Below are 25,783 nucleotides of genomic sequence, written 5' to 3'. Positions count from 1 at the left end.
CCGACGGCGTGGGCGGTCTCGGCCAGATGGTCGACGCTGTCCGACTGTCGCCTCGGCGCCCCTCACCATCGAGATCACGATCTACGGCTGCTAGGCGTCCCGCCGCACCTCGACCACACGGAACCGGTTGGCGACGAACGCCCCGTCACACAGCGCCGCACTCGCCGCCGGGTTGCCTCCCGAGCCGTGGAAGTCGGAGAACGCGGCCGTCTGGTTCACATACACCCCGCCCGTGAGGTTCAGCGACAGCTGCGCCGCCTCCTCCAGGCAGACCTCCTGAACGGCCTGCTCGACCTCCGGGTCGGTGGTGTACGCCCCGACGGTCATCGCGCCCTTCTCGCGGACCGTCCGCCGGAGCAGCTCGGTCGCGTCCGCGGCGGAGTCGACGGCCACGGCGAAGGACACCGGTCCGAAGCACTCGCTCATGTACGCGGCCTCGGCGTCCGGCTTGGCCCCGTCCAGCTTGACGATCACCGGCGTGCGGACGACCGCACCCGGGAAGTCCGGGTTGGCGATCTCCCGGGAGGCCAGGGCGACCTCACCCAGTCCGGAAGCGGCCTCCAGACGGGCCTTGACGTCCGGGTTGACGATCGCGCCGAGCAGCGCGTTCGCCCGGGCGTCGTCACCGAGGAGCCCGTCGACCGACTGGGCGAGGTCGGCGACCACCTCGTCGTAGGACTTGGGGCCCTGGTCGGTGGAGATGCCCTCGCGGGGGACGAGAAGGTTCTGCGGGGTGGTGCACATCTGGCCGCTGTACAGGGACAGCGAGAACGCCAGGTTGGAGAGCATGCCCTTGTAGTCGGACGTGGAGTGGAGGACGACCGTGTTGACGCCGGCCTTCTCCGTGTAGACCTGCGCCTGACGGGCGTTGGCCTCCAGCCAGTCGCCGAACTCGGTCGAGCCCGTGTAGTCGATGATCCGGATCTCGGGGCGCAGCGCGAGGGTCTTGGCGATGCCTTCGCCGGGGTTCTCGGCGGCCAGCGCGATCAGGTTCGGGTCGAAACCGGTCTCGGCGAGCACCTCGCGCGCGATCTGCACGGTGAGCGCGAGGGGCAGCACCGCGCGCGGGTGGGGCTTGACCAGGACCGCGTTGCCGGTGGCGAGGGAGGCGAACAGGCCCGGGTAGCCGTTCCACGTCGGGAAGGTGTTGCAGCCGATCACCAGGCCGATGCCGCGCGGGACCGGCGTGAACTGCTTGGTCATGGCCAGCGGGTCGCGCTTGCCCTGCGGCTTGCTCCACTCGGCGTTGTCGGGCGTGCGGACCTGCTCCACGTACGCGTACGCCACCGCTTCCAGGCCGCGGTCCTGCGCGTGCGGCCCGCCCGCCTGGAACGCCATCATGAAGGCCTGGCCGGAGGTGTGCATCACCGCGTGCGCGAACTCGTGCGTCCGGTCGCTGACGCGCTTGAGGATCTCCAGGCAGACCACCGCGCGCTGCTCGGCGCCCGCGTCGCGCCAGGCCCGCTGGCCGGCCTTCATGGCGGGCAGCAGCACGTCGAGGTCCGCGTGCGGGTACGTCACGCCCAGTTCGATGCCGTACGGGGACGTCTCGCCGCCCACCCAGTCGTCCGTCCCGGGCTGGCCGAGGTCGAGGCGGGAGCCGAGCAGGGCGTCGAAGGCGGCCTTGCCCGCCGCCGCGTCCAGGCTGCCGTTCTCCCCGTAGGCCTTGGGGTGCTCGGGGTGCGGGGACCAGTACGCGCGCGTGCGGATCGCTTCCAGCGCCTGGTCGAGGGTGGACCGGTGCCGGGCGATCAGCTCGTGCGCCGAGAGTGCGGCGGTCATGGGTGACCAACTCCTCGTCTCAAGAACTCTTCGTCGAGTTCATGACCTGGGCAGAAACCTGGGCAGGAACACTCGGACAGAGCTAGAGTAACCGAACGATCGGTCGGTTCAAGGGGGTCCACCGCATCTGTGGAAAACCCCGTGCGGGAGGATCGCGCCCATGACAGCACTCGACCTCAGCAGCCCCGTGGCCGTCGTCGGCACCGGCACCATGGGCCAGGGCATCGCCCAGGTCGCGCTGGTCGCGGGCCATCTCGTACGGCTGTACGACACCGTTCCGGGGCGGGCCCGGGAGGCGGCCGACGCGATCGGCGCCCGCCTGGACCGGCTCGTCGAGAAGGAGCGCCTCACCGGCGCCGACCGGGACGCCGCCCGCGCCCGGCTGCGGCCCGCCGAGGACCTCGCCGAGCTCGCCGACTGCGCCCTGGTCGTCGAGGCGGTCCTGGAGCGGCTGGACGTCAAACAGGAACTGTTGTGCGAGCTGGAGGGCATCGTCTCCGACGACTGCCTGCTCGCCACCAACACCTCGTCGCTGTCCGTCACGGCCATCGGCGGCGCCCTGCGCGTCCCCGGCCGGTTCGTCGGCCTGCACTTCTTCAACCCCGCGCCGCTGCTGCCGCTGGTCGAGGTCGTCTCCGGGTTCGCCACCGACGTCACCTACGCCACGCGCGCGTACGAGACCGCGCGCGCCTGGGGCAAGACGCCGGTCGCCTGCGCGGACACCCCCGGCTTCATCGTCAACCGCATCGCGCGGCCCTTCTACGCCGAGGCCTTCGCGGTCTACGAGGCGCAGGGCGCCGACCCGGCCACCATCGACGCCGTGCTGCGCGAGTCGGGCGGCTTCCGGATGGGCGCGTTCGAGCTGACCGACCTGATCGGCCAGGACGTCAACGAGTCCGTCACGCACTCCGTCTGGCAGGCCTTCTTCCAGGACGTGCGCTTCACCCCGTCCCTCGCCCAGCGGCGCCTGGTCGAGTCCGGCCGGCTCGGCCGCAAGAGCGGCCAGGGCTGGTACGCGTACCGGGACGGGGCCGAACGCCCCGAGCCGGACACCGCCGAGAAGCGGCAGCCGCCCGCGTACGTCGTCGCCGAGGGCGACCTGGGCCCGGCGGCCGAGCTGCTCGCGCTGATCCGCGAGGCGGGCATCCCGGTCCGCGACGAGGACGACGACGAGGAAGCGGGGGCCTGTCTGCTGCTCCCGAGCGGCGGCCGGCTCGTCCTGGCCGACGGGCAGACCGCCGTGGAGTTCCGGGACGTCGTCCACTTCGACCTCGCGCTCGACTACCGCAAGGCCACCCGGATCGCCCTGTCCGCCGCCCAGGACACCTCCCCGCAGACCCTCGCCGAGGCCACCGGCCTCTTCCAGGCGCTCGGCAAGCGGGTCAGCCTCATCGGCGACGTGCCCGGCATGATCGTCGCCCGCACGGTCGCGCGGATCATCGATCTGGCGCACGACGCGGTCGCCAAGGGCGTGGCCACCGAGGAGGACATCGACACCGCGATGCGCCTGGGCGTCAACTACCCCCTGGGCCCCTTCGAGTGGAGCCGCCGGCTCGGCCGTTCCTGGGCCTACGCGCTCCTGGACGACCTCCACCGCTGCGATCCCTCGGGACGCTACGCGCCGTCCCTGGCGCTGTACCGCCACGCCCACGCCTCCGACCCGCGGGAGGGCACCGCCTCATGACCACCGCCAAGCGCGACACCTACACCCCGGACACGCTGCTGTCCGTCGCCGTCCAGGTGTTCATCGAGCGCGGTTACGACGGCACCTCCATGGAGCACCTCTCCCGGGCGGCCGGCATCTCCAAGTCGTCGATCTACCACCACGTGTCCGGCAAGGAGGAGCTGCTGCGCCGGGCCGTGAGCAGGGCGCTGGACGGTCTCTTCGGGATCCTGGACGAGGAGCACGCGCGCGTGGGGCGCGCCGCCGACCGCCTGGAGTACGTCGTCCGCCGCATGGTCGAGGTGCTCATCACCGAGCTGCCCTACGTGACCCTCCTGCTGCGGGTGCGGGGCAACACCGACACCGAACGGTGGGCCCTGGAGCGGCGCCGGGACTTCGACCACCGCGTGTCCGACCTGCTCAAGGCGGCCGCCGCGGACGGGGACGTGCGCGCCGACATAGAGGTCCGGCTGGTGACCCGGCTGGTCTTCGGCATGATCAACTCGATCGTCGAGTGGTACCGGCCGGACGTCCGTGGCATGAGCGAACGCGAGGTGGCCGACGCGGTGGTACGGCTGGCCTTCGGAGGCCTGCGCAAGGCCCCTTGACGTCGGCCCCCACCTCGGAGGCCTGCGCAAGGCCCCTTGACGTCGGCCCCCGGGGCGGCCCCGGTGGCCTCTCGGGCGTGCTGTTCTGGGCGGCTGGCCTGCTCGTGCTCGCCTGGGTGCCGCCGCCACGCCGGTCCCTGCGCGGACCGCGGACGGCGGCCGGCACCGGGCTCGGACGGGCGCTGCTCCCGGTGGTGTCCGCGGTGCCGCTCGGCGTTGCGGGGCCCGCGAGCTGACGGGCGCGGCGGCCCTTCACCCCTGCGGCTCCAGGTCCTCCTCTTCGAAGACCAGCAGCGTGCGCGTGCTGAGCACCTGGGGGATCGCCTGGAGCCGGGTCAGCACCAGCTCGCGCAGCGCCCGGTTGTCGGACACGTGGACCAGCAGCAGCACGTCGAAGTCGCCGCCCACCAGGGCGATGTGGGAGGCACCGGGCAGCTGTCTGAGCGCCTCGCGCACCGTGCGCCAGGAGTTCTGGACGATCTTCAGCGTGATGTACGCGGACGTGCCCTGACCGGCCCGCTCGTGGTTGACGCGGGCGCCGAAGCCACGGATGACCCCGTCCTCGACGAGCCGGTTGATGCGGGCGTAGGCGTTGGCGCGCGAGACGTGGACCCGCTCGGCGACCGACCGTATCGAGGCACGGCCGTCCGCCTGGAGCATGCGCAGGATGTCCTGATCGATGGCGTCCAGGGGCCGCGGCGGCGGCAGCGGACCGCCGGCGTCGTGTCCGTCGGCCATTTGTTCAGATGCCACCCGCCCCCGCCTCTCTGCCATGGACGTAGTGCGTCCATCTCAGGTTGTGGAGAACCGTTTGTCCACAGCCTGGGGCCACCCGTAGCCAAAATGTGCCGACGACCGAACAATCGGTAGGTGAGGCGCGTCACAGCCGACGTGCCTCTCCGAGTCGCTCCCACGAGGAGGTGCCGTCATGACGGTCATGGAGCAGCGGGGCGCTTACCGGCCTACCCCGCCGCCCGCCTGGCAGCCGCGCATGGATCCCGCGCCGCTGCTGCCCGACGCGGAGCCGTACCGCGTCCTGGGCACCGGGGCGGCCGCGAAGGCCGACCCCGAGCTGCTGCGGACGCTGTACGCGCAGCTGGTGAAGGGCCGCCGCTACAACGCGCAGGCCACCGCCCTCACCAAGCAGGGCCGTCTCGCGGTCTACCCCTCCACCACCGGCCAGGAGGCCTGCGAGGTCGCCGCCGCGCTCGTGCTGGAGGAACAGGACTGGCTCTTCCCCAGCTACCGCGACACCCTCGCCGTGGTGGCCCGCGGGGTGGACCCCGTCGAGGCGCTCACCCTGCTGCGCGGCGACTGGCACACCGGCTACGACCCGTACGAGCACCGGGTCGCCCCCCTGTGCACCCCGCTCGCCACCCAGTTGCCGCACGCCGTCGGCCTCGCGCACGCCGCCCGCCTCAAGGGCGACGACGTGGTCGCGCTGGCCATGGTCGGCGACGGCGGTACCAGCGAGGGCGACTTCCACGAGGCGCTGAACTTCGCCGCCGTCTGGCAGGCCCCGGTGGTCTTCTTCGTGCAGAACAACGGCTTCGCGATCTCCGTCCCGCTCGCCAAGCAGACCGCGGCCCCGTCGCTGGCCCACAAGGCCGTCGGCTACGGCATGCCCGGCCGCCTGGTCGACGGCAACGACGCCGCCGCCGTGCACGAGGTGCTCTCCGACGCCGTACGCCGCGCCCGCGCCGGCGGCGGCCCCACTCTCGTCGAGGCGATCACCTACCGCGTCGACGCCCACACCAACGCCGACGACGCGACCCGCTACCGCGGCGACGCCGAGGTCGAGACCTGGCGCGAGCACGACCCGATCCGGCTGCTGGAGCGCGAACTGACCGAGCGGGGCCTGCTCGACGAGGCCGGCGTCGAGGCCGCCCGCCAGGACGCCGAGACCATGGCCGCGGCCCTGCGCGAGCACATGAACCAGGACCCGGTGCTCGACCCGATGGACCTGTTCGGCCACGTGTACGCCGAGCCGACCCCGCACCTGCGCGAACAGCGGGACCAGCTGCGGGCCGAGCTGGCGGCCGAGGCCGACACCGAGCCGGAGGGGGGCACGCACGGATGACCACCGTCGCCGTCAAGCCGGCCACCATGGCGCAGGCCCTCACGCGCGCGCTGCGCGACGCCATGGCCGCCGACCCCGCCGTGCACGTCATGGGCGAGGACGTCGGCACCCTCGGCGGTGTCTTCCGCGTCACCGACGGACTCGCCAAGGAGTTCGGCGAGGACCGCTGCACGGACACCCCGCTCGCCGAGGCGGGCATCCTCGGCACGGCAGTGGGCATGGCCATGTACGGCCTGCGCCCGGTCGTGGAGATGCAGTTCGACGCGTTCGCCTACCCGGCGTTCGAGCAGCTCATCTCGCACGTGGCCCGCACCCGCAACCGCACCCGCGGCAGGATGCCCCTGCCGATCACCATCCGCGTCCCCTACGGCGGCGGCATCGGTGGCGTCGAGCACCACAGCGACTCCTCCGAGGCGTACTACATGGCGACTCCGGGGCTCCATGTCGTCACGCCCGCCACCGTCGCGGACGCCTACGGGCTGCTGCGCGCCGCCATCGCCTCCGACGACCCGGTCGTCTTCCTGGAGCCGAAGCGGCTGTACTGGTCGAAGGACTCCTGGAACCCCGAGGAGCCGGCGCCCATCGAGCCGATCGGCCGCGCGGTGGTGCGGCGCCCCGGCCGGAGCGCCACGCTCATCACGTACGGGCCGTCCGTACCCGTCTGCATGGAGGCGGCCGAGGCGGCCCGGGCCGAGGGCTGGGACCTCGAAGTGGTCGATCTGCGCTCCCTGGTGCCGTTCGACGACGAGACGGTGTGCGCCTCGGTGCGGCGGACGGGACGCGCGGTCGTCGTCCACGAGTCGGGTTCCTTCGGGGGCCCGGGCGGGGAGATCGCGGCCCGGGTCACGGAGCGCTGCTTCCACCACCTGGAGGCGCCGGTGCTGCGCGTGGCCGGGTTCGACGTCCCGTACCCGCCGCCGATGCTGGAGCGCCACCACCTGCCCGGTGTGGACCGGATCCTGGACGCCGTGGGGCGTCTTCAGTGGGAGGCCGAGAGCTGATGGCACAGGTGCTTGAGTTCAAGCTGCCCGACCTCGGGGAGGGGCTCACCGAGGCGGAGATCGTGCGCTGGCTGGTCGAGGTCGGTGACGTGGTCGCCATCGACCAGCCGGTCGTCGAGGTCGAGACGGCCAAGGCCATGGTCGAGGTGCCCTGCCCCTACGGCGGCGTGGTCACCGCCCGCTTCGGCGAGGAGGGCACGGAACTGCCCGTCGGCGCACCGCTGATCACGGTGGCGGTGGGGGAGCGGCCGGCCTCCGCCGCCGGGGACACCAAGGCCGGGGACACCGGCTCCCAGGGCTCGGGCAACGTCCTGGTCGGTTACGGCACCTCCGATGCGCCCGCGCGGCGCCGCCGGGTCCGGCAGGAGCGGCCGGTGTCCGGCACGTCCGCGGCAGCCGGGCAGACCGGTGTGCCCGGGTCGGTGAACGGGCGGACCGACGCCGCCGCTGCCCCGGGGCACGCGCAGGCCACGGGCCCCGCGACGACGATGGACCGGCAGGCCGGCGATGCCGCGACGACGGTGAACGGGCAGGCCGGCGGCCTCGCGACGGACGACGGACCCGTCCCCGTGATCTCGCCCCTGGTACGCCGGCTCGCACGCCAGAACGGCCTGAACCTGCGGGAGCTGACCGGGTCCGGCCCCGACGGGCTGATCCTGCGGGCCGACGTGGAGTACGCCCTGCGGGCCGCGGAGCAGGGTGTCACGACCTCCCCGGCCGAGCCGCACCCGGGCCCGCCGCAGACCTCCGCGCCTTCGGGCGCCTCCTCCACTGCGGCCCCCGGCGAGATCCGCACCCCGCTCAAGGGCATCCGCGGCGCCGTCGCCGACAAGCTGGCGCGCAGTCGCCGCGAGATCCCCGACGCCACCTGCTGGGTGGACGCCGACGCCACGGAGCTCATGCGGGCGCGTACGGCCATGAACGCGGCCGGCGGACCGAAGATCTCCCTCTTGGCCCTGCTGGCCCGGATCTGCACGGCGGCCCTCGCCCGCTTCCCCGAGCTCAACTCCACGGTCGACGCCCAGGCCAGGGAGATCGTCCGGTTCGACCAGGTGCACCTGGGCTTCGCGGCGCAGACCGAGAGGGGTCTCGTCGTCCCGGTCGTGCGGGACGCGCAGGCGCGGGACGCCGAGTCGCTGACCGCCGAGTTCGTCCGGCTGACCGAGGCCGGCCGGACGGGGACGCTGACACCCGCCGAGCTGACCGGCGGCACGTTCACGCTGAACAACTACGGCGTCTTCGGCGTCGACGGCTCCACCCCGATCATCAACCACCCCGAGGCCGCCATGCTCGGCGTCGGCCGCATCGTCCCCAAGCCGTGGGTGCACGAGGGCGAGCTGGCGGTGCGGCAGGTCGTCCAGCTCTCGCTCACCTTCGACCACCGGGTGTGCGACGGCGGCGTGGCGGGCGGGTTCCTGCGGTACGTGGCGGACTGCGTGGAACAGCCGGCGGTACTGCTGCGGACGCTCTGACCCGACCGGCCGCAGGAGCTTCCGACCGGCCACAGCGGCTTGCGTCCGGCTGCGGGGATTTCCTTGCAACCGCAAGGGCTTGCGTCCGACCGCAGGGGCTGCCGACCTGCCGCAGCGGCTCGCGTCAGGCCGCAGCGAATCCCGCGCGGATGCCGTGCTTGCCGTGCGGGCGCCGTTTGCCGTGCGGACGCTGTGCCAGCGGCGCGGGCGCCGTGCCGGCCGTGCGGGCGCTGTGCCGGCCGCGCGGGCGCTGTGCTGCCTGTCATGCAGGCGGACGCTGTACCGGCGGCGCGGAGGCCGGGATTCCTGTTCAGTACCGGATCCGCGTCCCGTGATCGTGTCGGTTCCCCCCGCGTTCCCTGTGATCGCGGGGCCGCGCATACTCGGGGGGTGACCGCCTACGAGCACCCCGGTGAACCCGGCGTCGGCACCGGCCCCGCCCAGGGGACGGACCGCGCCGGGTACGACGCCGTCGTGCTCGCCGGTGGCGCGGCCCGGCGCCTCGGCGGCACCGACAAACCCGGTGTGCGCGTGGGCGGGCGGGCCCTGCTCGACCGGGTGCTCGCCGCCTGCGGCGGCGCCCGGAGCACCGTCGTCGTCGCCGCGCCCCGGCCGACCGCACGGCCCGTCACCTGGGCGCGCGAGGACCCGCCGGGCGGTGGACCGCTCGCCGCGCTCGACGCCGGGCTCCGCCACACCACGGCCGAGCATGTGGTGGTGCTCTCCGCCGACCTGCCGTTCCTCCGGGACGCGACCGTCGGCCGCCTGCTGAGCGTGCTGCGGGAGAGCGGCACCGACGGCGTGCTGCTGACCGACCCCGACGGCCGTGACCAGCCGCTCGTGGCCGCCTACCGAGCGCCGCGGCTGCGCGAGGAGCTCGCGCGCCTCGCCGCCCGGCACGGCGCTCTCGCCGGTCTTCCCCTGCAACGTCTCACCGCCGAGCTGAACCTCACCCGCGTCTCCGACCCCGTCGCGTCCTTCGACTGCGACACCTGGGACGACATCGCCACCGCCAGGGCACGCATCAGGGAGCATGGGCACGTGTTGGATGAATGGATTTCCGCCGTCAAGGACGAACTCGGGATCGACCTCGATGTCGACACCCGCGGCCTGCTCGACCTCGCCCGCGACGCCGCCCACGGTGTGGCCCGGCCCGCGGCGCCGCTGACCACCTTCCTCGTCGGCTACGCGGCCGCGCAGGCCGGCGGAGGACCCGAAGCGGTCGCCGAAGCCGCCCGCAAGGCCGCCGCCCTCGCCATCCGCTGGGAGGAGGAGAGCGCCTCCGGGGACCGGCCGCCCGCCGCCGCGCCACAGGCCCCCCAGGGCGATGTGGCCCCCGACGCCACGCCCGACACCCGCCCGGACGCCGGATGACCCCGCACGGCGCCCGTGCCGGTGAGGACGCCGAGGACCTCGACGTGGAGGAGGTGCTCGCCCTCGTGAAGAACAGCAACGGCAACCACCTGCCCGACCCCACGGCACGAGGCGGGACGGACGGCGCCCGCGCCCCCCACCGGCCGGACCCCTCCGACCGGCCCGGCACCCGCCACCGCGCCACCCCCTGGCCCGAGGCGCGGGCCCTCGCGGAACGCGCCGGCCGCGACGCCGCCCGGGCCGCCCGACGCGCCCCGGTCTCCGCGCCCCTCGACACCGCCCTCGGCCTGACCCTGGCCACGCCGCTCGACGCCCTCACCGACCTCCCCTCCTTCGACACCTCCGCGATGGACGGCTGGGCGGTCTGCGGTCCCGCCCCATGGCACGTGCGGGAGGAGGGCGTCCTCGCCGGTCATGCCGCGCCCGCGCCCCTCACCGACGGTGAGGCCGTCCGGATCGCCACCGGTGCTCGCATCCCCCCGGACACCACCGCCGTCCTGCGCAGCGAGCACGGCCGCACGGACGACAAGGGCCGCCTGCACGCGACCCGGGACGTCGTCCCCGGCCAGGACATCCGCCCGCGCGGCCAGGAGTGCCGCACCGGCGATCAGCTCCTCGCCGCCGGCACCCTCATCACCCCGGCCGTCCTCGGGCTCGCGGCGGCGGCCGGATACGACACCGTCAGCGCGGTCCCCCGGACGCGCGTCGAAGTCCTCGTCCTCGGCGATGAGTTGCTCACCCAGGGACTGCCGCGCGACGGCCTGATCCGGGACGCGCTCGGCCCGATGCTGCCACCCTGGCTGCGGGCGCTCGGCGCAGAGGTCACCGCCGTCCGGCGCATCCGCGACGACGCCGATGCCCTGCACCGGGCCGTCACCACCTCCGGCGCCGATGTCATCCTCACCACCGGCGGCACCGCGGCGGGCCCCCTCGACCACGTCCACCCCACCCTCAGCCGGATCGGCGCCGAACTCCTCGTGGACGGCGTGGAGGTGCGCCCGGGCCACCCCATGCTGCTGGCCCGCGTCACGGAGACGCAGCACCTCGTGGGACTCCCGGGCAATCCGCTCGCCGCCGTCTCCGGCCTGCTGACGCTCGCCGAGCCGCTGCTGCGGATCCTCGCCGCCCGCGCGGCCCCGGAGCCGTACACGATGCCGCTGCGGGACGCCGTGCACGGGCACCCGCACGACACCCGGCTCGTCCCCGTCGTCCTGCGCGGCGACGAGGCGGTGCCGCTGCACTACAACGGCCCCGCCATGCTGCGCGGCATCGCGGCCGCCGACGCGCTGGCCGTCGTACAGCCGGGCGGCGCCCGCCCGGGTCAGGAGACGGAACTGCTGGACCTACCCTGGGCGTCCGGAGGAATCGGGGTGTGTTTCACGTGAAACTTCCGGGCCAGGACGCGATCGCCCGACAGGCCGACGAGCATCTGGTGACCCATCGGGTGAAGCTCCCGAAGAAACTGGTGGAGCACCCGGTCCGCCAGGTCGCCAGACGGTTGTCGATGGCACTGGTGGTCCTCGTCTCGACCGCGCTGATCGTCTACGCCGACCGCGACGGCTACAGCGACAACGCGGGCGGCGGCGTCGACCTCCTCGACGCCTTCTACTACGCGACCGTCACTCTCTCCACCACCGGCTACGGTGACATCATTCCCGCCAGTGACGGCGCCCGGCTGACGAATATCCTCGTCATCACGCCCCTGCGTGTGCTGTTCCTGATCATCCTGGTCGGCACCACACTCGAAGCCCTCACCGAACGCACTCGGGAGGAGTGGCGACTGACCCGCTGGAGGTCCACGTTGCGCGATCACACCGTCGTCATCGGATTCGGCACGAAGGGCAGGTCGGCGATCCGGACCGTCTGCGCGACGGGACTGAAGAAGGAACAGGTCGTCGTGGTCGACCCCAGTTCCAAGGTGATCGACGCCGCGACGGCCGAGGGGTACGCGGGGATCGTCGGAGACGCGACGCGCAGCGAGGTCCTCAAGCAGGCAGAGGTGCACAAGGCCCGGCAGATCATCATCGCGACCCAGCGCGACGACACGGCGGTCCTGGTGGCACTGACGGCACGGCAGCTCAACCGCGGGGCGAACATCGTGGCCGCCGTGCGCGAGGAGGAGAACGCGCCGCTGCTGAAGCAGTCCGGTGCCGACGCTGTCATCACCAGCGCCAGCGCCGCCGGTCGGCTGCTCGGCCTCTCCGTGCTCAGCCCGTCGGCCGGCATGGTGCTGGAGGACCTCATCCAGCAGGGCAGCGGGCTCGACATCGTGGAGCGGCCGGTCGTCAAGGCCGAGGTGGGCAAGGCGCCGAGGGAGATCGCCGACCTGGTCGTGAGCGTCATACGCGGTCATCGGGTGCTCGGCTACGACGACGCGGCCGTCGGGAAACTGGAGCTGACCGACCGGCTCATCACCATCGTGCGGAAGACTCCGGCCACCCAGATCGCGCCGGACGTCCGCCCGATGCCCCCGATGCCCCGCAACTGACGAGCAGAGCGAACAGCCGGCCGCCCGCACCGTTCGGTGCGCGACGGCCGGCCAGGGCCCGAAAGGCCGGGAACTACTTCCGGTTGTACAGCCGCATCGTGACCGGTCCGAAGACCAGCACGAACAGGGCCGCCCAGCCCAGCGACCAGGCGACCTCGTCGGCCGGCCAGTCACCGCCCATCAGGCCGCGCACCGCCGACGCCAGATGGGTGATGGGGCTGTTGTTGACGAACGCCTGCAACCAGCCCGGCATGGTCTTCGGGTCCACGAACACGTTGGACAGGAACGTGAGCGGGAAGATCACCATCATGCTGACGCCCATCACCGACTTCTCGGTGCGCAGCAGCAGCCCGAACATCGTCCAGATCCACGAGAAGGCGAACGAGAAGGCCACCAGCAGGGCGATCCCGGCGAGCACACCGGCTACCCCGCCGTCCGGCCGGTAGCCCAGGATGATGCCGACGGTGAGCATCACGATCGACGCGATCGTGTAGCGCAGGGCGTCGCCGAGCAGGTAGCCGACCATCGTCGACGGCCGCCAGATCGGCAGGCTGCGGAACCGGTCGAAGACGCCCTTCTCGATGTCGGTGTTCACGGAGACACCCGTGTACATGGTGATCATCACGACCGACATCACGAGGATGCCCGGCAGCAGGAACTGGATGTACTCCTTCGGCGAGCCGGCCAGCGCCCCGCCGAACAGGTATGTGTACATCAGCACCATCATGATCGGGAACGCGGTGACGTCGAAGAGCTGCTCCGGCACGTGCTTGATCTTGAGGATCGACCGCCAGCCGAAGGTCATCGACGCCGACCAGGCGCTCGGCCGCGGCGGCCGGTCCTTGGAGACGAGCAGCGCGGCCAGGGACTCGGCGCTGACCGGGGCGAGTTCCTTGTTCTCGGTAGTCGTCGCGGTGCTCATGCCGCCACCTCGTCCTTCGGGTCGTCGGAGCGGTCGGAGGTGTCGTGCGTGTCGTGCCCGGTGAGGGCGAGGAACACCTCGTCAAGGCTGGGCTGGCCCAGCGAGAAGTTGTCGACGGTGATCCCGGCGCGGGCCAGTTCGCTCAGCGCGCGGGCGGCCTGCTCGGCCGCCGAGTCGTCGCTCGCCGCCGTGCCGAGACGGGCGGTGAGGGCCACCGGGTCGGGCTCCGGCTGCACCCGCGCGTCCAGGGTGCGGCGCAGCAGGTCGGCCGCGAGGTCGCGCTGGTCGGGATCGCGCAGGCGCAGATGGACGGACCCGGCGCCGACGGACGACTTCAGCTCGCCCTTGGTGCCCTCGGCGATCACCTTGCCGCGGTCGATGACGGCGATCCGGGACGCCAGCTGGTCTGCCTCGTCCAGATACTGCGTGGTCAGCAGCACGGTGGTGCCCTGGGCGACGACGGCCCGCACGATGTCCCAGACCTGGTTGCGGCTGCGCGGGTCCAGACCGGTCGTCGGCTCGTCCAGGAACAGCAGGTCGGGGGTGTTGAGGATGGATGCGGCGATGTCGATGCGGCGCCGCATGCCACCCGAGTAGTGCTTGACCTGCTTCGCGGCCGCCTCCGTCAGCCCGAAGGCCTCCAGGAGCTGGCCGGCGCGTGCGCGGGCGGCCTTCTTGTGGTGGCCGAGCAGCCGGCCCAGCAGCACCAGGTTCTCGGTGCCGGTGAGATCCTCGTCCACCGACGCGTACTGGCCCGTGAGGCTGACTCTGCCGCGCACCTCGTCCGCCTCGCGGACGATGTCGTGGCCGAAGACATGTGCCTCGCCGCCGTCCGGCCGCAGGAGGGTGGCGAGCATCTTCACGGTGGTGGTCTTGCCGGCGCCGTTCGGGCCGAGGACGCCGTAGACCATGCCCGCGGGCACGGACAGGTCGACTCCGTCGACGGCCCTCGTCTCGCCGAACGTTTTCACCAGGCCCGCGGTCTCGATCGCCAGGCCGGACATCTGCGTGCTCATGCTTCGGGTCCTTCCGCGTGCTTGGGCTACGCATGGGGAGACCTTCACCGTCGCGCAAACTCATCGGTCTCGCACACGGTTTTCTCCCGGACCGGTCCGATGGCCCAGGAGCGGTGGTCCCGCGGACGGAGCGGACTCGGTCCCGGGACCGAGGGGTACGGTCCCTTGCATGTATGCGATCACGATTCCCGAACCCGGTGGGCCCGAGGCGCTGGTCTGGGACGAGGTCCCGGACCCCGTCCCCGGCGAGGGCGAGGTCCTGGTCGAGGTGGCGGCCGGCGCCGTCAACCGGGCCGACATCCTTCAGCGCCAGGGCTTCTACGAACCACCGCCCGACGCCTCCCCCTACCCCGGCCTGGAGTGCTCCGGGCGGATCGCCGGGATCGGCAGCGGGGTCTCCGGGTGGAACGTCGGCGACGAGGTGTGCGCGCTGCTGTCCGGCGGCGGTTACGCCGAGAAGGTGGTCGTCCCGGCCGGGCAGCTGCTGCCCGTGCCCGACGGCGTCGGTCTGACCCAGGCCGCGGCGCTGCCCGAGGTGACCTGCACGGTCTGGTCGAACGTCTTCATGGTCGCCCACCTGCGTCCCGGTGAGACGCTCCTCGTGCACGGCGGTTCCAGCGGCATCGGCACGATGGCCATCCAGCTGGCCAAGGCCGTCGGCGCGCGGGTGGCCGTGACGGCCGGTACGAAGGAGAAGCTGGAGCGGTGCGCCGAGCTGGGTGCCGACATCCTGGTCAACTACCGCGAGCAGGACTTCGTCGAGGAGGTCAGGAAGGCGACGGACGGCGCCGGGGCCGATGTCATCCTCGACAACATGGGAGCCAAGTACCTGGAGCGCAACGTCCGGGCCCTCGCCGTCAACGGCCGGCTCGCGATCATCGGCATGCAGGGCGGAGTGAAGGGCGAGCTGAACATCGGCGCCCTGCTCGCCAAGCGCGCCGCCATCAGCGCGACGTCCCTGCGGGCCCGGCCCCTGGAGGAGAAGGCGGCCATCGTCGCGGCCGTACGCGAGCACGTCTGGCCCCTGTTCACCGGCGGTCACCTGCGCCCGGTCGTCGACCGCGAACTCCCGATGCGGGACGCTGCCGCCGCACACCGGGTCGTGGAGGAGAGCGGCCACATCGGCAAGGTCCTGCTGATCGCCGCCCCCCAGGGCGCCTGACCCCTGCCGCAGGGCCTCACGCGGCGGGCCCGGCCAGGCCCGCGCCTCACCGCACCGGGCAGCCGGACTCCCCGCAAGCGGGGGCCGATCCGGCCGGGCCGTGGCACCGCCGCACCATGCGGCTGCCCGGCCGGGCGGCCGGAGTCGCCCCGGTGGCAGCCGGGCCGTACCTGCGACGTGCGCGGTTCACGTGTGCCGGATGGTCACGCCCCGGCGCACGCCGTTCCGCGCCTACACCCGCCGCAGCCGCAGTCCCACGAACGCCAGGCCAAGGCCCAGGCCGATCAGGACCAGCCCGCTGCCCAGGGGCAGGATGCGCAGGACCGGGCCGCCGCGCCGGTCGGCGGTCGCGGCCTCTCGCACGGGCTGCTCCGCCGGGGCGGACGGCTCCGGGGCGGGCTCCCGGGGCGTCTCGGGGACGGCGGTGGCGTCGGTGACGCCCGGCCTCTCCCCGGCGTCCTCCGGGCGTCCCGGACGTACCCGGCCCTCACCGGCCCTGCTCCCGGCCCACGAGGGCTCACCGAGTGCGGAGGGCGCCGCGAGGGCCGAGGGGACCGACGAGGCCGCCCGGGCCGAGGGGGCGGACAGGGGAGACGGGGCGGTGATGAGCCCGGCCTCTCCCTCCTCCTCGTCCGTGAGGGCGGCGGCGGCCCCGTGGGACGGGACGGATCCATAGGGTGAGACGACCGCGCCCGCCCCCAGGGCGAGCACCAGTCCCGCCGCCCGCAGTACGCGTAGCCATGGAGTCACGTGGGTGACCCCTTCCCGCCGCGCCCGTCAGGGCAGAAACGGCAAGTTCGGTCATATCGAGGCAATCAGCCTCACACCGACCCGAACGTCCGGCACGCCGGGCTCGGCCGACGGGCGGAATCGCTGCACAATCCGGTTATGTCGATACGACACGGGCTGCTGGCGCTCCTGGTGGCAGGCCCCCGCTACGGCTCCCGCCTGCGCACCGACTTCGAGGCCCGCACCGGCGGTACCTGGCCGCTGAACATCGGGCAGGTCTACACGACGCTGGGCCGCCTGGAACGGGACGGCATGGTCGCCCGGGACGACGTCGACGCGGCCGGACGGACGCTGTACGCGCTCACCGACGCCGGCCGGGCCGAGCTGCGCGCCTGGTACGACCACCCCGTGGAGAGGACCGGTCCGCCACGGGACGAGCTGGCGATCAAGCTGGTGATGGCTCTCGGCACGGACGGCGTCGACGTACGGGAGGTCGTCGAGACCCAGCGCCGGCACGTGACGCGAGCACTGCACGAGCACGTGCGGCGGCGGGCGGAGGCCCTGGCCCGCGCGCCGGAGCACCGCGAGGGGATGGCCCGGCTGCTCGTCCTGGAGCAGCTCGTCTTCCACGCCGAGGCCGAGGTGCGCTGGCTGGACCACTGCGAGGCCCGTCTGCTGCGCTTCACCCATGAGGGGGAACCACCCGGGCGGAAGCAACCCGAAGTCTGACCGACTCGTCTCCTCCGGCGTGGTGGATCAGCCTCCGGTGGGGGCACCACGGAGGTGAGGTGCAGGCGTGCGACAGAATGGCGACATGGAGATGCCGAGGAACGAAAGGTCGCCGGAGAACCCTCAGATCCTGGTCGTGGGCCAGGACGGCATGGCGCTCGGTGGCGGCAGCGCAGACGAGGACTCCCGCGAGACCCCGCTCACGGAACAGGTGGAGCAGCCCGCCAAGGTCATGCGGATCGGCAGCATGATCAAGCAGCTGCTGGAGGAAGTGCGCGCGGCTCCCCTGGACGAGGCCAGCCGGGTCCGGCTCAAGGACATCCACGCCAGCTCGGTGAAGGAGCTGGAGGACGGTCTGGCGCCCGAGCTGGTCGAGGAGCTGGAGCGGCTCTCCTTGCCCTTCACGGACGAGGCGACCCCCAGCGACGCGGAGCTGCGCATCGCGCAGGCCCAGCTCGTCGGCTGGCTCGAGGGGCTCTTCCACGGGATCCAGACGACGTTGTTCGCCCAGCAGATGGCGGCCCGTGCCCAGTTGGAGCAGATGCGCCGGGCCCTGCCGCCGGGTGTCGGCGACGGCCTCGACGAGCAGCAGCCCGGCGGCCGCTCGGGCGGTCCCTACCTCTAGACGACCCACCGGCCACACCGCCACGGCCACACCGGCCTACCGGCCACACGGCCACACCGGCCCACCGGCCACACGGCCCACCAGCCGCACCGGCCGCACACGCCCACCGGCCACACGGCCCACCAGCCGCACCGGCCGCACACGCCCACCGGCCACACCGGCCCACCGGCCACACGGCCCATCAGCCGCACACGCCCACCGGCCACACGGCCCCCACCGGCCCACCGGCCACACGCCCCCACCATCGCCACGGCCAACCGGCCCACCAACCACCAGCCCCACGGCCAACCCGACCACACACCAACCACAAGGGCCCGGCGGCCGAAGCCGCCGGGCCCTTCGTGTCGGGGGACGTCAGGAGGGCGGGTTGCCCGTCGAGACGCTGAGCTGGATCTCGGGCATGTCCTTCGGATCGACGTCGGTGTCGGCGGACGGGAACTGGTACATGACCGTGCCGTCGCCGTAGGTGTTCTCGTCGACCTGCTTCTCGTTCACTTCCCAGCCGGCCGCCTGGAGGCAGGCCTTGACCGACTTGATGTTCTTGAACTTGAAGTCCGGGATCTTGATCTTGTCGGGGTCGTTGTAGGACTCCCGAGGCTCCGTGCACTCCTCGGTGTCGATCGTCTTCGTGGTGTCCGGCCCCCGGTATCCGGCCTTCTGCTGCGCGGAGGCCGAGGCGCTCGCGCTGCTGCCGCCGCCGCCCTTGTCGTCCTCGCCGCCGCCGTTCATGAGCAGCGCCGTGACGAGGCCGCCGACCGCGACGACGGACACGATGATCGAGCCGATGATCACGGGCTTGTTGTTCCGGCCGCCGCCGGAGGAGGCGCTCTGGGGCGTCAGGTTGTACGGCGGCGTCGGCGTCGACGGGCCCGGCTGCGGGGAGTAGGCCGCCGGGGACGGCGTCTGGTAACCGCCCTGCTGCGGATAGCCGTAGGCCGGGGGCGGCCCGGTCGGGGCGGGCGTGCCGTACGGGTTCGGGGGCGGGGTCGGCTGGTAGGGCGTCTGGACCTGTCCCGAGGGCGGCGGGGTGGCCTGGTCGACCGGCGGGAACACGGCCGAGCCGACGCCCGCGCCGCTCGGGGCCGGTGTGCCCGGCACGATGCTCGGCGGCGCGGCCTGGAAGGACGCCGCCACGCGCAGGCACTCGTCCCGCATGGCCTCGGCGCTGGGGAAACGCTCGTTGGGGTTCTTCTTCAGCGCGCGGGCGATCAGCGCGTCCACGGCCGGCGGCAGCGTGCGGTTGATCGAGGACGGAACCGGCGGCTCCTCCTGCACGTGCGCGTACGCGATGGCCAGCGGCGAGTCCGCTTCGAACGGCAACCGCCCGGTCACCAGCTGGAAGAGCATGATGCCGACCGAGTACAGATCGGAGCGGGCGTCCACACCGCGGCCGAGGGCCTGCTCGGGCGAGAGGTACTGCGGGGTACCGACGACCATGCCGGTCTGCGTCATCGACGTCACACCGGACTGCATGGCGCGCGCGATGCCGAAGTCCATGACCTTGACCACGGCGCGCTTGGTCATCATCACGTTGCCCGGCTTGATGTCGCGGTGGACCAGGCCCATCTCGTGGCTGATCTCCAGCGCGGCCAGTACATCGGCCGTGATCTTCAGCGCCTTGTCGGCGGGCATCGCGCCCTGCTGCCGCACGTCCTCGTCGAGGACCGAGCCGAGCGGGCGGCCCTCGACGTACTCCATGACGATGTAGGGCGTCGTCATGCCGTCGAGGGTGTCCTCGCCGGTGTCGAAGACGGAGACGATGTTGGTGTGCGTGAGCTTGGCCACGGACTGGGCCTCGCGGCGGAACCGCTCGCGGAAGGCCTGCTCCCGGCCGAGCTCGGTGTGAAGTGTCTTGATGGCGACCTGGCGGTCGAGCACGCTGTCGTACGCGAGGTGCACCGAGGCCATGCCGCCCTGGCCCAGGAGGTCGCGCAGCTGATAGCGGCCACTGGCGAGCGCCCGCCCCGTGTACTGGCCCTGTGCGCCGTCCTGGCTCATGTTCCGTGTCCCCCGTAGCGCCTGCTGGCGCCGCCGACTGCCGCTGATCCGTCGTTGATCCAACCGCCATTCCCGGCCAAGTCTGCCCCAGGGCACTGACACGTCAAGCTCGGTGCCCGTTCCGTGACCGTACGCGAAAGAAGCGTCGCGGAAGCGTTACAGGGGGCATACGGCCGGAACACGGAATTTGCACGACGGTACGGAGTGAAGGTTTCATGGCCGGTCGGTCTCGTGCCGGTCCGGGCGCCCCTCGCCGGACCGGAGGCTTGCTCGGAGGCTGTAGCGTGGCCGACGGAGACCGTAACAACACCGCGCGCACCGCGGGCAGAAACGACGGCGAGGACTGATGGCACAGCAGCAGCGCGCTCAGGGCCCGTCCGACCCCGAGGCGACTGGCGGCGGCATGTCGGACGCGCCGGAGTCCTGGGGGAACGGCGGGCTGGTCGGGGACGGCCGGTACCGGCTGACCCACAGACTCGGCCGGGGCGGCATGGCCGAGGTGTTCGCAGCCGAGGACGTCCGCCTCGGACGCACCGTCGCCGTCAAGCTGCTCCGCTCCGACCTCGCCGAGGACCCGGTGTCCAAGGCGCGCTTCACACGCGAGGCCCAGTCGGTGGCCGGCCTCAACCACCACGCGATCGTCGCCGTGTACGACTCCGGCGAGGACTTCGTCGGCGGCCAGTCCGTGCCCTACATCGTGATGGAGCTGGTCGAGGGCCGCACCATCCGTGACCTGCTGCTGAACGCGGAGGCCCCCGGCCCCGAGCAGGCGCTGATCATCGTCTCGGGAGTCCTGGAGGCGCTCGCCTACTCGCACCAGCACGGCATCGTGCACCGCGACATCAAGCCCGCCAACGTCATCATCACGCACAACGGCGCCGTGAAGGTGATGGACTTCGGCATCGCCCGCGCCCTGCACGGCGCGTCCACGACGATGACGCAGACCGGCATGGTCATGGGCACCCCGCAGTACCTCTCCCCCGAGCAGGCCCTCGGCAAGGCCGTCGACCACCGCTCCGACCTGTACGCCACCGGCTGTCTGCTCTACGAACTCCTCGCGCTGCGCCCGCCGTTCACCGGCGAGACCCCGCTGTCGGTGGTCTACCAGCACGTCCAGGACATCCCCACGCCGCCGTCCGAGGCCTCCGACGCCTGCCCGCCGGAGCTGGACGGCTTGGCCATGCGCGCTCTCGCCAAGGAGCCCGACGACCGCTTCCAGACGGCCGAGGAGATGCGCGGGCTGGTCCAGTACGCGCTCCAGATGCTCTACGACCAGGGCGGCCACACCGGCACCTGGAACACCGGCCCGGTCGTCCTGCACGAGGGCCGGCACACCCCGTCGGGCGGCTTCGCCGGCACGGCCGTGATGGGCCAGACCGGGGACGCCTCCGGCACCACGCAGATCCCCTCGCCGATCCTGCCCGGCGGCTACGGCGGCGGGGACGACGGCGGCTTCGAGGGCCACGGCAACAAGGGCAGCGGTCGCGGGAAGCTGTGGATCCTCGCCGTGCTCGCGGTGATCGCGATCGCGGCGGGTGTCGCCCTGGCCCTGCAGAACGGCGGTGGCGTCAAGGACGACCCGAGCAAGAAGCAGTCGCCGACCACCTCGCAGACGACCGAGAAGAAGACCCCCAGCGAGACGCCGAGCGACGAGCCGACCGACGAGCCGACCGACACGAACACGGACGACGGCACCGGTACCGGCTCGGGCAACGGCAACTGGACGCCCTCGTACACGCCCTCCTACACGCCGTCGCAGAGCGCTCCCGAGTCGCCCACCGGTGAACCGAGTGACCAGCCGACGACGGGGGAGCCGACCGGCGAGCCCTCGGACCCGGCGCCCTCGGACCCGCAGACACCGCCGGACGACACGGGCGGTGCCGACGGCGGCACCACGACCGGCATCGTGGGCGGCGCGGACGGCGGCGAGGGCTGACCCGCTGCTCAGAGGCATGATCCACGCGCGCGTGGGACCCGGGAACGGGGCCCACGCGCGCGTGCCGTTTGGACGCGCCGACAAGAGAACTCTTCCCGTGACCTGGGTCACCGGGTTAACGTGCGGTTGCTCCGGCCTCCTGCAAGGCTGTGACCAGGGACCCTTCGACACCTTCCCGATTTACTTGGATATCCAAGCAAAATCCCAGGTCAGAGGGGGTTTCACAGAAATGTGGAGCACTGGGTAACGTGCTTTCTGCAGGGCGCTCGCCGGGGCACCTGTCACGCCTGTCCCCGGTCGAGTGGCACCCACCCCGTGCCCGGTGGTCGAGAACAGGTGAGCCGCTCCCCCCGGCTCAAAAGAGCAGGGGGGACCCCCAGGCCTACCGGCAACCCCGTGGCCCGGACCGACGGAGGAGCACACGTGACCGTGGAGAGCACTGCCGCGCGCACACCGCGACGCAGCGCCGGAAGCAAGGCCGGCACCACCGGCACCAAGCGCACCACCCGCACGACTGCCAAGAAGGACGCCGGCACCGAGCCCCAGCTCGTGCAGCTGCTGACGCCCGAGGGCAAGCGTGTCAAGAACGCCGAGTACGACAAGTACATCGCCGGCATCACCCCGGACGAGCTCCGCGGGCTTTACCGCGACATGGTGCTCACCCGCCGCTTCGACGCCGAGGCCACCTCCCTGCAGCGCCAGGGCGAGCTGGGCCTGTGGGCGTCGCTGCTCGGGCAGGAGGCCGCTCAGATCGGGTCCGGGCGGGCCACCCGCGAGGACGACTACGTCTTCCCGACCTACCGCGAACACGGCGTCGCCTGGTGCCGGGGCGTCGACCCGTCGAACCTGCTCGGGATGTTCCGCGGCGTGAACAACGGCGGCTGGGACCCCAACAGCAACAACTTCCACCTCTACACGATCGTCATCGGCTCCCAGACGCTGCACGCCACGGGTTATGCGATGGGCATCGCCAAGGACGGTGCCGACAGCGCGGTGATCGCCTACTTCGGTGACGGCGCCTCCAGCCAGGGCGACGTGGCCGAGTCGTTCACCTTCTCCGCGGTCTACAACGCCCCGGTCGTGTTCTTCTGTCAGAACAACCAGTGGGCGATCTCCGAGCCGACCGAGAAGCAGTCCCGTGTGCCGATCTACCAGCGTGCCCAGGGCTTCGGCTTCCCGGGCGTCCGGGTGGACGGCAACGACGTGCTCGGTGTCCTGGCGGTCACCCGGTGGGCTCTGGAGCGGGCCCGCGGCGGCGAGGGCCCGACCCTCGTCGAGGCGTTCACCTACCGCATGGGCGCCCACACCACCTCCGATGACCCGAGCCGCTACCGGGGCGACGAGGAGCGCCAGGCCTGGGAGGCCAAGGACCCGATCCTGCGCCTGCGCCGCTATCTGGAGGCCTCGAAGTACGCGGACGAGGGATTCTTCGAGGAACTGGAGGCCGAGTCCGAGGCGTTGGGCAGGCGAGTGCGTGAAGCGGTGCGTGCCATGCCGGACCCGGACCACTTCGCGATCTTCGAGAACGCCTACGCGGACGGTCACGCGCTCGTGGACGAGGAACGCGCCCAGTTCGCCGCGTACCAGGCGTCGTTCGCCGATGAGGGGGGCAACTGAGATGGCCGACAAGATGGCACTGGCCAAGGCGATCAACGAGTCGCTGCGCCGCGCCCTGGAGTCCGACCCCAAGGTCCTGATCATGGGTGAGGACGTCGGCAAGCTCGGCGGCGTCTTCCGGGTGACGGACGGCCTGCAGAAGGACTTCGGCGAGAGCCGCGTCATCGACACCCCGCTCGCCGAGTCGGGCATCGTGGGCACGGCGATCGGCCTGGCCCTGCGCGGCTACCGCCCGGTGGTGGAGATCCAGTTCGACGGCTTCGTCTTCCCGGCCTACGACCAGATCGTCACGCAGCTCGCGAAGATGCACGCGCGTTCGCTGGGCAAGGTCAAGCTGCCGGTCGTGGTGCGCATCCCCTACGGCGGCGGCATCGGCGCGGTGGAGCACCACTCGGAGTCCCCGGAGGCGCTCTTCGCGCACGTGGCGGGCCTGAAGATCGTCAGCCCGTCGAACGCCTCGGACGCCTACTGGATGATGCAGCAGGCCATCCAGAGCGACGACCCGGTGATCTTCTTCGAGCCCAAGCGCCGCTACTGGGACAAGGGCGAGGTCAACACGGAGGCGATCCCGGGCCCGCTGCACAAGGCCCAGGTGGTGCGCGAGGGCACCGATCTGACCCTGGCCGCCTACGGGCCGATGGTGAAGCTGTGCCAGGAGGTCGCCGACGCGGCCGCCGAGGAGGGCAGGAACCTGGAGGTCCTGGACCTGCGCTCGGTCTCCCCGCTCGACTTCGACTCCATCCAGGCCTCCGTGGAGAAGACCCGCCGCCTGGTCGTCGTGCACGAGGCCCCGGTGTTCTTCGGCTCCGGCGCGGAGATCGCCGCCCGGATCACCGAGCGCTGCTTCTACCACCTCGAGGCCCCGGTGCTCCGGGTCGGCGGCTACCACGCGCCGTACCCGCCGGCCCGCCTGGAAGAGGAGTACCTGCCGAACCTGGACCGGGTACTGGACGCCGTCGACCGCTCGCTGGCGTACTGAGGAGAGGGTCGTGACGACGATGACGGAAGCGTCCGTACGCGAGTTCAAGATGCCCGACGTGGGCGAGGGACTCACCGAGGCCGAGATCCTCAAGTGGTACGTCCAGCCCGGCGACACGGTCACCGACGGCCAGGTGGTGTGCGAGGTCGAGACGGCCAAGGCGGCCGTCGAGCTCCCCATCCCCTACGACGGCGTGGTCCGGGACCTGCACTTCCCCGAGGGGACCACGGTCGACGTGGGCACGTCGATCATCGCGGTGGACGTGGGCGGCGGCAGCGCGTCACCCGCCGCCGAGCAGCCCACCGCCGAGCAGCCCGCGCCGGCCGCACCCGCCGAGGAGCCGAAGTCGGCGGGCTCAGGACGCCAGCCGGTCCTGGTGGGCTACGGGGTGGCGACCTCCTCCACCCGCCGCCGCCCCCGCAAGGGCCCGGAGGTCCCCGTCCAGCAGGCCTCGCCGGCGATCCAGACGGAGCTGAACGGCCACGGGACGGCGGCCCCCGCCGCACCCGCCCCGGCGGCATCCGCCCCGGTGGCCCCCGCCGCTCCCGCTCCGGCCGACGCGGAACGCCCGCTGGCCAAGCCCCCCGTCCGCAAGCTGGCCAAGGACCTGGGCGTCGATCTGACGACGGTCGTCCCGACCGGCCCGGACGGCATCATCACCCGCGAGGACGTGCACGCGGCGGTCGCCGCCGCCGTCCCGGCGGCCCCCGAGCCGTCGGGCGCCCCCGCCCCCGCCCCCGCCCCGGCCGCGGCTCCGGTGTCGTACGACACGACCCGCGAGACCCGCATCCCGGTCAAGGGCGTCCGCAAGGCGACGGCGGCGGCGATGGTCGGCTCGGCGTTCACCGCGCCACACGTCACCGAGTTCGTGACGGTCGACGTGACGCGCACGATGAAGCTGGTCGAGGAGCTCAAGCAGGACAAGAAGTTCGCGGGCCTGCGCGTGAACCCCCTGCTGCTGATCGCCAAGGCGCTGCTGGTCGCGATCCGGCGCAACCCGGACGTCAACGCGTCCTGGGACGAGGCCGCCCAGGAGATCGTGGTCAAGCACTACGTGAACCTGGGCATCGCGGCGGCGACCCCGCGCGGCCTGATCGTGCCGAACATCAAGGACGCCCACACCAAGACGCTGCCGCAGCTGGCCGAGTCGCTGGGCGAGCTGGTGGCCACGGCCCGGGACGGCAAGACCGGCCCCGCCGCCATGCAGGGCGGCACGGTGACGATCACCAACGTCGGCGTCTTCGGCGTCGACACGGGCACGCCGATCCTCAATTCCGGCGAGTCCGCGATCCTCGCGGTCGGTGCGATCAAGCTCCAGCCGTGGGTCCACAAGGGCAAGGTCAAGCCCCGCCAGGTCACCACCCTGGCCCTCTCCTTCGACCACCGCCTGGTCGACGGCGAGCTGGGCTCGAAGGTCCTGGCCGACGTGGCGGCGATCCTGGAGCAGCCGAAGCGCCTGATCACCTGGGCGTGAGCCGGTCCGGCGGCCCCCCACCCCTCGGGGCGGGGGGCCGCCGGCGTTCGTCCGGTTACTCCCCAGGACCGCACAGTGAGCGGGCCATCCGGACACACGATCAAGCTCACCATGAGTGAGCCCTCCCC

The 25,783-nt window shown here is 72.3% G+C and carries 21 protein-coding genes; 15 read left to right on the top strand and 6 right to left on the bottom strand.

The window, feature by feature from the left end; translation table 11 throughout:
* Positions 1 to 90: 90 nt before the first annotated feature.
* Positions 91 to 1,782: a phenylacetic acid degradation protein PaaN gene (gene paaN / locus QNO09_RS02610; protein WP_283968347.1), complete on the bottom strand. Its 1,692-nt coding sequence runs from the start codon at positions 1,780 to 1,782 to the stop codon at positions 91 to 93.
* Between the two features lie 160 nt (positions 1,783 to 1,942).
* On the opposite strand from paaN, the gene QNO09_RS02605 reads away from it, so the two are divergent.
* Both QNO09_RS02605 and QNO09_RS02600 read left to right on the top strand, forming a co-directional pair.
* Positions 1,943 to 3,466: a 3-hydroxyacyl-CoA dehydrogenase gene (locus QNO09_RS02605; RefSeq protein ID WP_283968346.1), complete on the top strand. Its 1,524-nt coding sequence runs from the start codon at positions 1,943 to 1,945 to the stop codon at positions 3,464 to 3,466.
* Positions 3,463 to 4,053, top strand: a complete 591-nt coding sequence (locus QNO09_RS02600; protein WP_283968345.1) for a TetR/AcrR family transcriptional regulator — start codon at positions 3,463 to 3,465, stop codon at positions 4,051 to 4,053. Before QNO09_RS02605 ends, QNO09_RS02600 begins: the two co-directional genes overlap by 4 nt.
* Before the next feature lie 252 nt (positions 4,054 to 4,305).
* Here the strand turns inward: QNO09_RS02600 and QNO09_RS02595 are convergent, their stop codons facing one another.
* A complete protein-coding gene (locus QNO09_RS02595; RefSeq protein ID WP_283968412.1) occupies positions 4,306 to 4,791 on the bottom strand; it encodes an Lrp/AsnC family transcriptional regulator in 486 nt (161 codons plus the stop codon).
* 190 nt (positions 4,792 to 4,981) lie between these two features.
* Between QNO09_RS02595 and pdhA (QNO09_RS02590) the strand changes: the two genes are divergently transcribed.
* From pdhA (QNO09_RS02590) to QNO09_RS02565, 6 genes are all read left to right on the top strand, one after another.
* Positions 4,982 to 6,133, top strand: coding sequence for a pyruvate dehydrogenase (acetyl-transferring) E1 component subunit alpha (gene pdhA / locus QNO09_RS02590; RefSeq protein ID WP_283968344.1), 1,152 nt, complete (start codon positions 4,982 to 4,984; stop codon positions 6,131 to 6,133).
* Positions 6,130 to 7,134 (top strand): alpha-ketoacid dehydrogenase subunit beta, encoded by a 1,005-nt coding sequence (locus QNO09_RS02585; RefSeq protein WP_283968343.1) that lies wholly within the window; start codon positions 6,130 to 6,132, stop codon positions 7,132 to 7,134. The genes pdhA (QNO09_RS02590) and QNO09_RS02585 overlap by 4 nt, the downstream gene beginning before the upstream one ends.
* Positions 7,134 to 8,606, top strand: a complete 1,473-nt coding sequence (locus tag QNO09_RS02580; protein ID WP_283968342.1) for a dihydrolipoamide acetyltransferase family protein — start codon at positions 7,134 to 7,136, stop codon at positions 8,604 to 8,606. The genes QNO09_RS02585 and QNO09_RS02580 overlap by 1 nt, the downstream gene beginning before the upstream one ends.
* A 390-nt stretch (positions 8,607 to 8,996) precedes the next feature.
* Complete coding sequence (locus tag QNO09_RS02575) at positions 8,997 to 9,980, top strand: NTP transferase domain-containing protein (protein ID WP_283968341.1); 984 nt, start codon at positions 8,997 to 8,999, stop codon at positions 9,978 to 9,980.
* The gene (locus tag QNO09_RS02570) at positions 9,977 to 11,365 is read left to right on the top strand and encodes a molybdopterin molybdotransferase MoeA (protein WP_283968340.1); all 1,389 of its coding nucleotides are present in this window, start codon (positions 9,977 to 9,979) and stop codon (positions 11,363 to 11,365) included. Before QNO09_RS02575 ends, QNO09_RS02570 begins: the two co-directional genes overlap by 4 nt.
* Positions 11,362 to 12,468: a potassium channel family protein gene (locus QNO09_RS02565; protein WP_283968339.1), complete on the top strand. Its 1,107-nt coding sequence runs from the start codon at positions 11,362 to 11,364 to the stop codon at positions 12,466 to 12,468. The genes QNO09_RS02570 and QNO09_RS02565 overlap by 4 nt, the downstream gene beginning before the upstream one ends.
* Before the next feature lie 73 nt (positions 12,469 to 12,541).
* On the opposite strand, the gene QNO09_RS02560 is transcribed toward QNO09_RS02565, so the two are convergent.
* Together QNO09_RS02560 and QNO09_RS02555 are read right to left on the bottom strand one after the other, a co-directional pair.
* Positions 12,542 to 13,390, bottom strand: coding sequence for an ABC transporter permease (locus QNO09_RS02560; RefSeq protein ID WP_283968338.1), 849 nt, complete (start codon positions 13,388 to 13,390; stop codon positions 12,542 to 12,544).
* Positions 13,387 to 14,406: an ATP-binding cassette domain-containing protein gene (locus tag QNO09_RS02555; RefSeq protein WP_283968337.1), complete on the bottom strand. Its 1,020-nt coding sequence runs from the start codon at positions 14,404 to 14,406 to the stop codon at positions 13,387 to 13,389. The genes QNO09_RS02560 and QNO09_RS02555 overlap by 4 nt, the downstream gene beginning before the upstream one ends.
* A gap of 169 nt (positions 14,407 to 14,575) precedes the next feature.
* Here QNO09_RS02555 and QNO09_RS02550 point away from each other — a divergent pair, with 169 nt between their 5' ends.
* Positions 14,576 to 15,568 (top strand): NAD(P)H-quinone oxidoreductase, encoded by a 993-nt coding sequence (locus QNO09_RS02550; protein WP_283968336.1) that lies wholly within the window; start codon positions 14,576 to 14,578, stop codon positions 15,566 to 15,568.
* Positions 15,569 to 15,799: 231 nt separating this feature from the next.
* On the opposite strand, the gene QNO09_RS02545 is transcribed toward QNO09_RS02550, so the two are convergent.
* A complete protein-coding gene (locus QNO09_RS02545; RefSeq protein WP_283968335.1) occupies positions 15,800 to 16,318 on the bottom strand; it encodes a hypothetical protein in 519 nt (172 codons plus the stop codon).
* Positions 16,319 to 16,456: 138 nt separating this feature from the next.
* On the opposite strand from QNO09_RS02545, the gene QNO09_RS02540 reads away from it, so the two are divergent.
* A complete protein-coding gene (locus tag QNO09_RS02540; RefSeq protein WP_283968334.1) occupies positions 16,457 to 17,026 on the top strand; it encodes a PadR family transcriptional regulator in 570 nt (189 codons plus the stop codon).
* An 85-nt stretch (positions 17,027 to 17,111) separates the two neighbouring features.
* Positions 17,112 to 17,651: a bacterial proteasome activator family protein gene (locus tag QNO09_RS02535; protein ID WP_283968333.1), complete on the top strand. Its 540-nt coding sequence runs from the start codon at positions 17,112 to 17,114 to the stop codon at positions 17,649 to 17,651.
* A 354-nt stretch (positions 17,652 to 18,005) separates the two neighbouring features.
* Here QNO09_RS02535 and QNO09_RS02530 read toward each other — a convergent pair whose 3' ends face one another.
* Entirely contained in the window at positions 18,006 to 19,649 is a 1,644-nt protein-coding gene (locus tag QNO09_RS02530) for a protein kinase domain-containing protein (protein ID WP_283968332.1), read from the bottom strand.
* Between the two features lie 346 nt (positions 19,650 to 19,995).
* Between QNO09_RS02530 and QNO09_RS02525 the strand changes: the two genes are divergently transcribed.
* From QNO09_RS02525 to QNO09_RS02510, 4 genes are all read left to right on the top strand, one after another.
* A complete protein-coding gene (locus QNO09_RS02525) occupies positions 19,996 to 21,585 on the top strand; it encodes a protein kinase domain-containing protein (RefSeq protein ID WP_283968331.1) in 1,590 nt (529 codons plus the stop codon).
* Positions 21,586 to 22,008: 423 nt separating this feature from the next.
* A complete protein-coding gene (pdhA, locus tag QNO09_RS02520) occupies positions 22,009 to 23,202 on the top strand; it encodes a pyruvate dehydrogenase (acetyl-transferring) E1 component subunit alpha (RefSeq protein WP_283968330.1) in 1,194 nt (397 codons plus the stop codon).
* Position 23,203: 1 nt separating this feature from the next.
* Positions 23,204 to 24,181 (top strand): alpha-ketoacid dehydrogenase subunit beta, encoded by a 978-nt coding sequence (locus QNO09_RS02515; RefSeq protein ID WP_033309969.1) that lies wholly within the window; start codon positions 23,204 to 23,206, stop codon positions 24,179 to 24,181.
* A gap of 10 nt (positions 24,182 to 24,191) precedes the next feature.
* Positions 24,192 to 25,655, top strand: a complete 1,464-nt coding sequence (locus QNO09_RS02510) for a dihydrolipoamide acetyltransferase family protein (RefSeq protein ID WP_283968329.1) — start codon at positions 24,192 to 24,194, stop codon at positions 25,653 to 25,655.
* The last annotated feature ends 128 nt before the right edge of the window (positions 25,656 to 25,783 follow it).

It is taken from the genome of Streptomyces sp. 378 (assembly GCF_030124145.1).
GTDB lineage: Bacteria > Actinomycetota > Actinomycetes > Streptomycetales > Streptomycetaceae > Streptomyces.
The sequence above is the reverse complement of the archived record's forward strand: the minus strand, read 5'-3'. Positions and strand labels throughout refer to the sequence as shown.

Bases quoted from the DNA above. Each gene is read 5' to 3' on its own strand.
- paaN (WP_283968347.1), bottom strand. From the start codon at position 1,782: ATGACCGCCGCACTCTCGGCGCACGAGCTGATCGCCCGGCACCGGTCC.
- QNO09_RS02605 (WP_283968346.1), top strand. From the start codon at position 1,943: ATGACAGCACTCGACCTCAGCAGCCCCGTGGCCGTCGTCGGCACCGGC.
- QNO09_RS02600 (WP_283968345.1), top strand. From the start codon at position 3,463: ATGACCACCGCCAAGCGCGACACCTACACCCCGGACACGCTGCTGTCC.
- QNO09_RS02595 (WP_283968412.1), bottom strand. From the start codon at position 4,791: ATGGCCGACGGACACGACGCCGGCGGTCCGCTGCCGCCGCCGCGGCCC.
- pdhA (WP_283968344.1), top strand. From the start codon at position 4,982: ATGACGGTCATGGAGCAGCGGGGCGCTTACCGGCCTACCCCGCCGCCC.
- QNO09_RS02585 (WP_283968343.1), top strand. From the start codon at position 6,130: ATGACCACCGTCGCCGTCAAGCCGGCCACCATGGCGCAGGCCCTCACG.
- QNO09_RS02580 (WP_283968342.1), top strand. From the start codon at position 7,134: ATGGCACAGGTGCTTGAGTTCAAGCTGCCCGACCTCGGGGAGGGGCTC.
- QNO09_RS02570 (WP_283968340.1), top strand. From the start codon at position 9,977: ATGACCCCGCACGGCGCCCGTGCCGGTGAGGACGCCGAGGACCTCGAC.
- QNO09_RS02560 (WP_283968338.1), bottom strand. From the start codon at position 13,390: ATGAGCACCGCGACGACTACCGAGAACAAGGAACTCGCCCCGGTCAGC.
- QNO09_RS02555 (WP_283968337.1), bottom strand. From the start codon at position 14,406: ATGAGCACGCAGATGTCCGGCCTGGCGATCGAGACCGCGGGCCTGGTG.
- QNO09_RS02550 (WP_283968336.1), top strand. From the start codon at position 14,576: ATGTATGCGATCACGATTCCCGAACCCGGTGGGCCCGAGGCGCTGGTC.
- QNO09_RS02540 (WP_283968334.1), top strand. From the start codon at position 16,457: ATGTCGATACGACACGGGCTGCTGGCGCTCCTGGTGGCAGGCCCCCGC.
- QNO09_RS02535 (WP_283968333.1), top strand. From the start codon at position 17,112: ATGGAGATGCCGAGGAACGAAAGGTCGCCGGAGAACCCTCAGATCCTG.
- QNO09_RS02530 (WP_283968332.1), bottom strand. From the start codon at position 19,649: ATGAGCCAGGACGGCGCACAGGGCCAGTACACGGGGCGGGCGCTCGCC.
- QNO09_RS02525 (WP_283968331.1), top strand. From the start codon at position 19,996: ATGGCACAGCAGCAGCGCGCTCAGGGCCCGTCCGACCCCGAGGCGACT.
- QNO09_RS02515 (WP_033309969.1), top strand. From the start codon at position 23,204: ATGGCCGACAAGATGGCACTGGCCAAGGCGATCAACGAGTCGCTGCGC.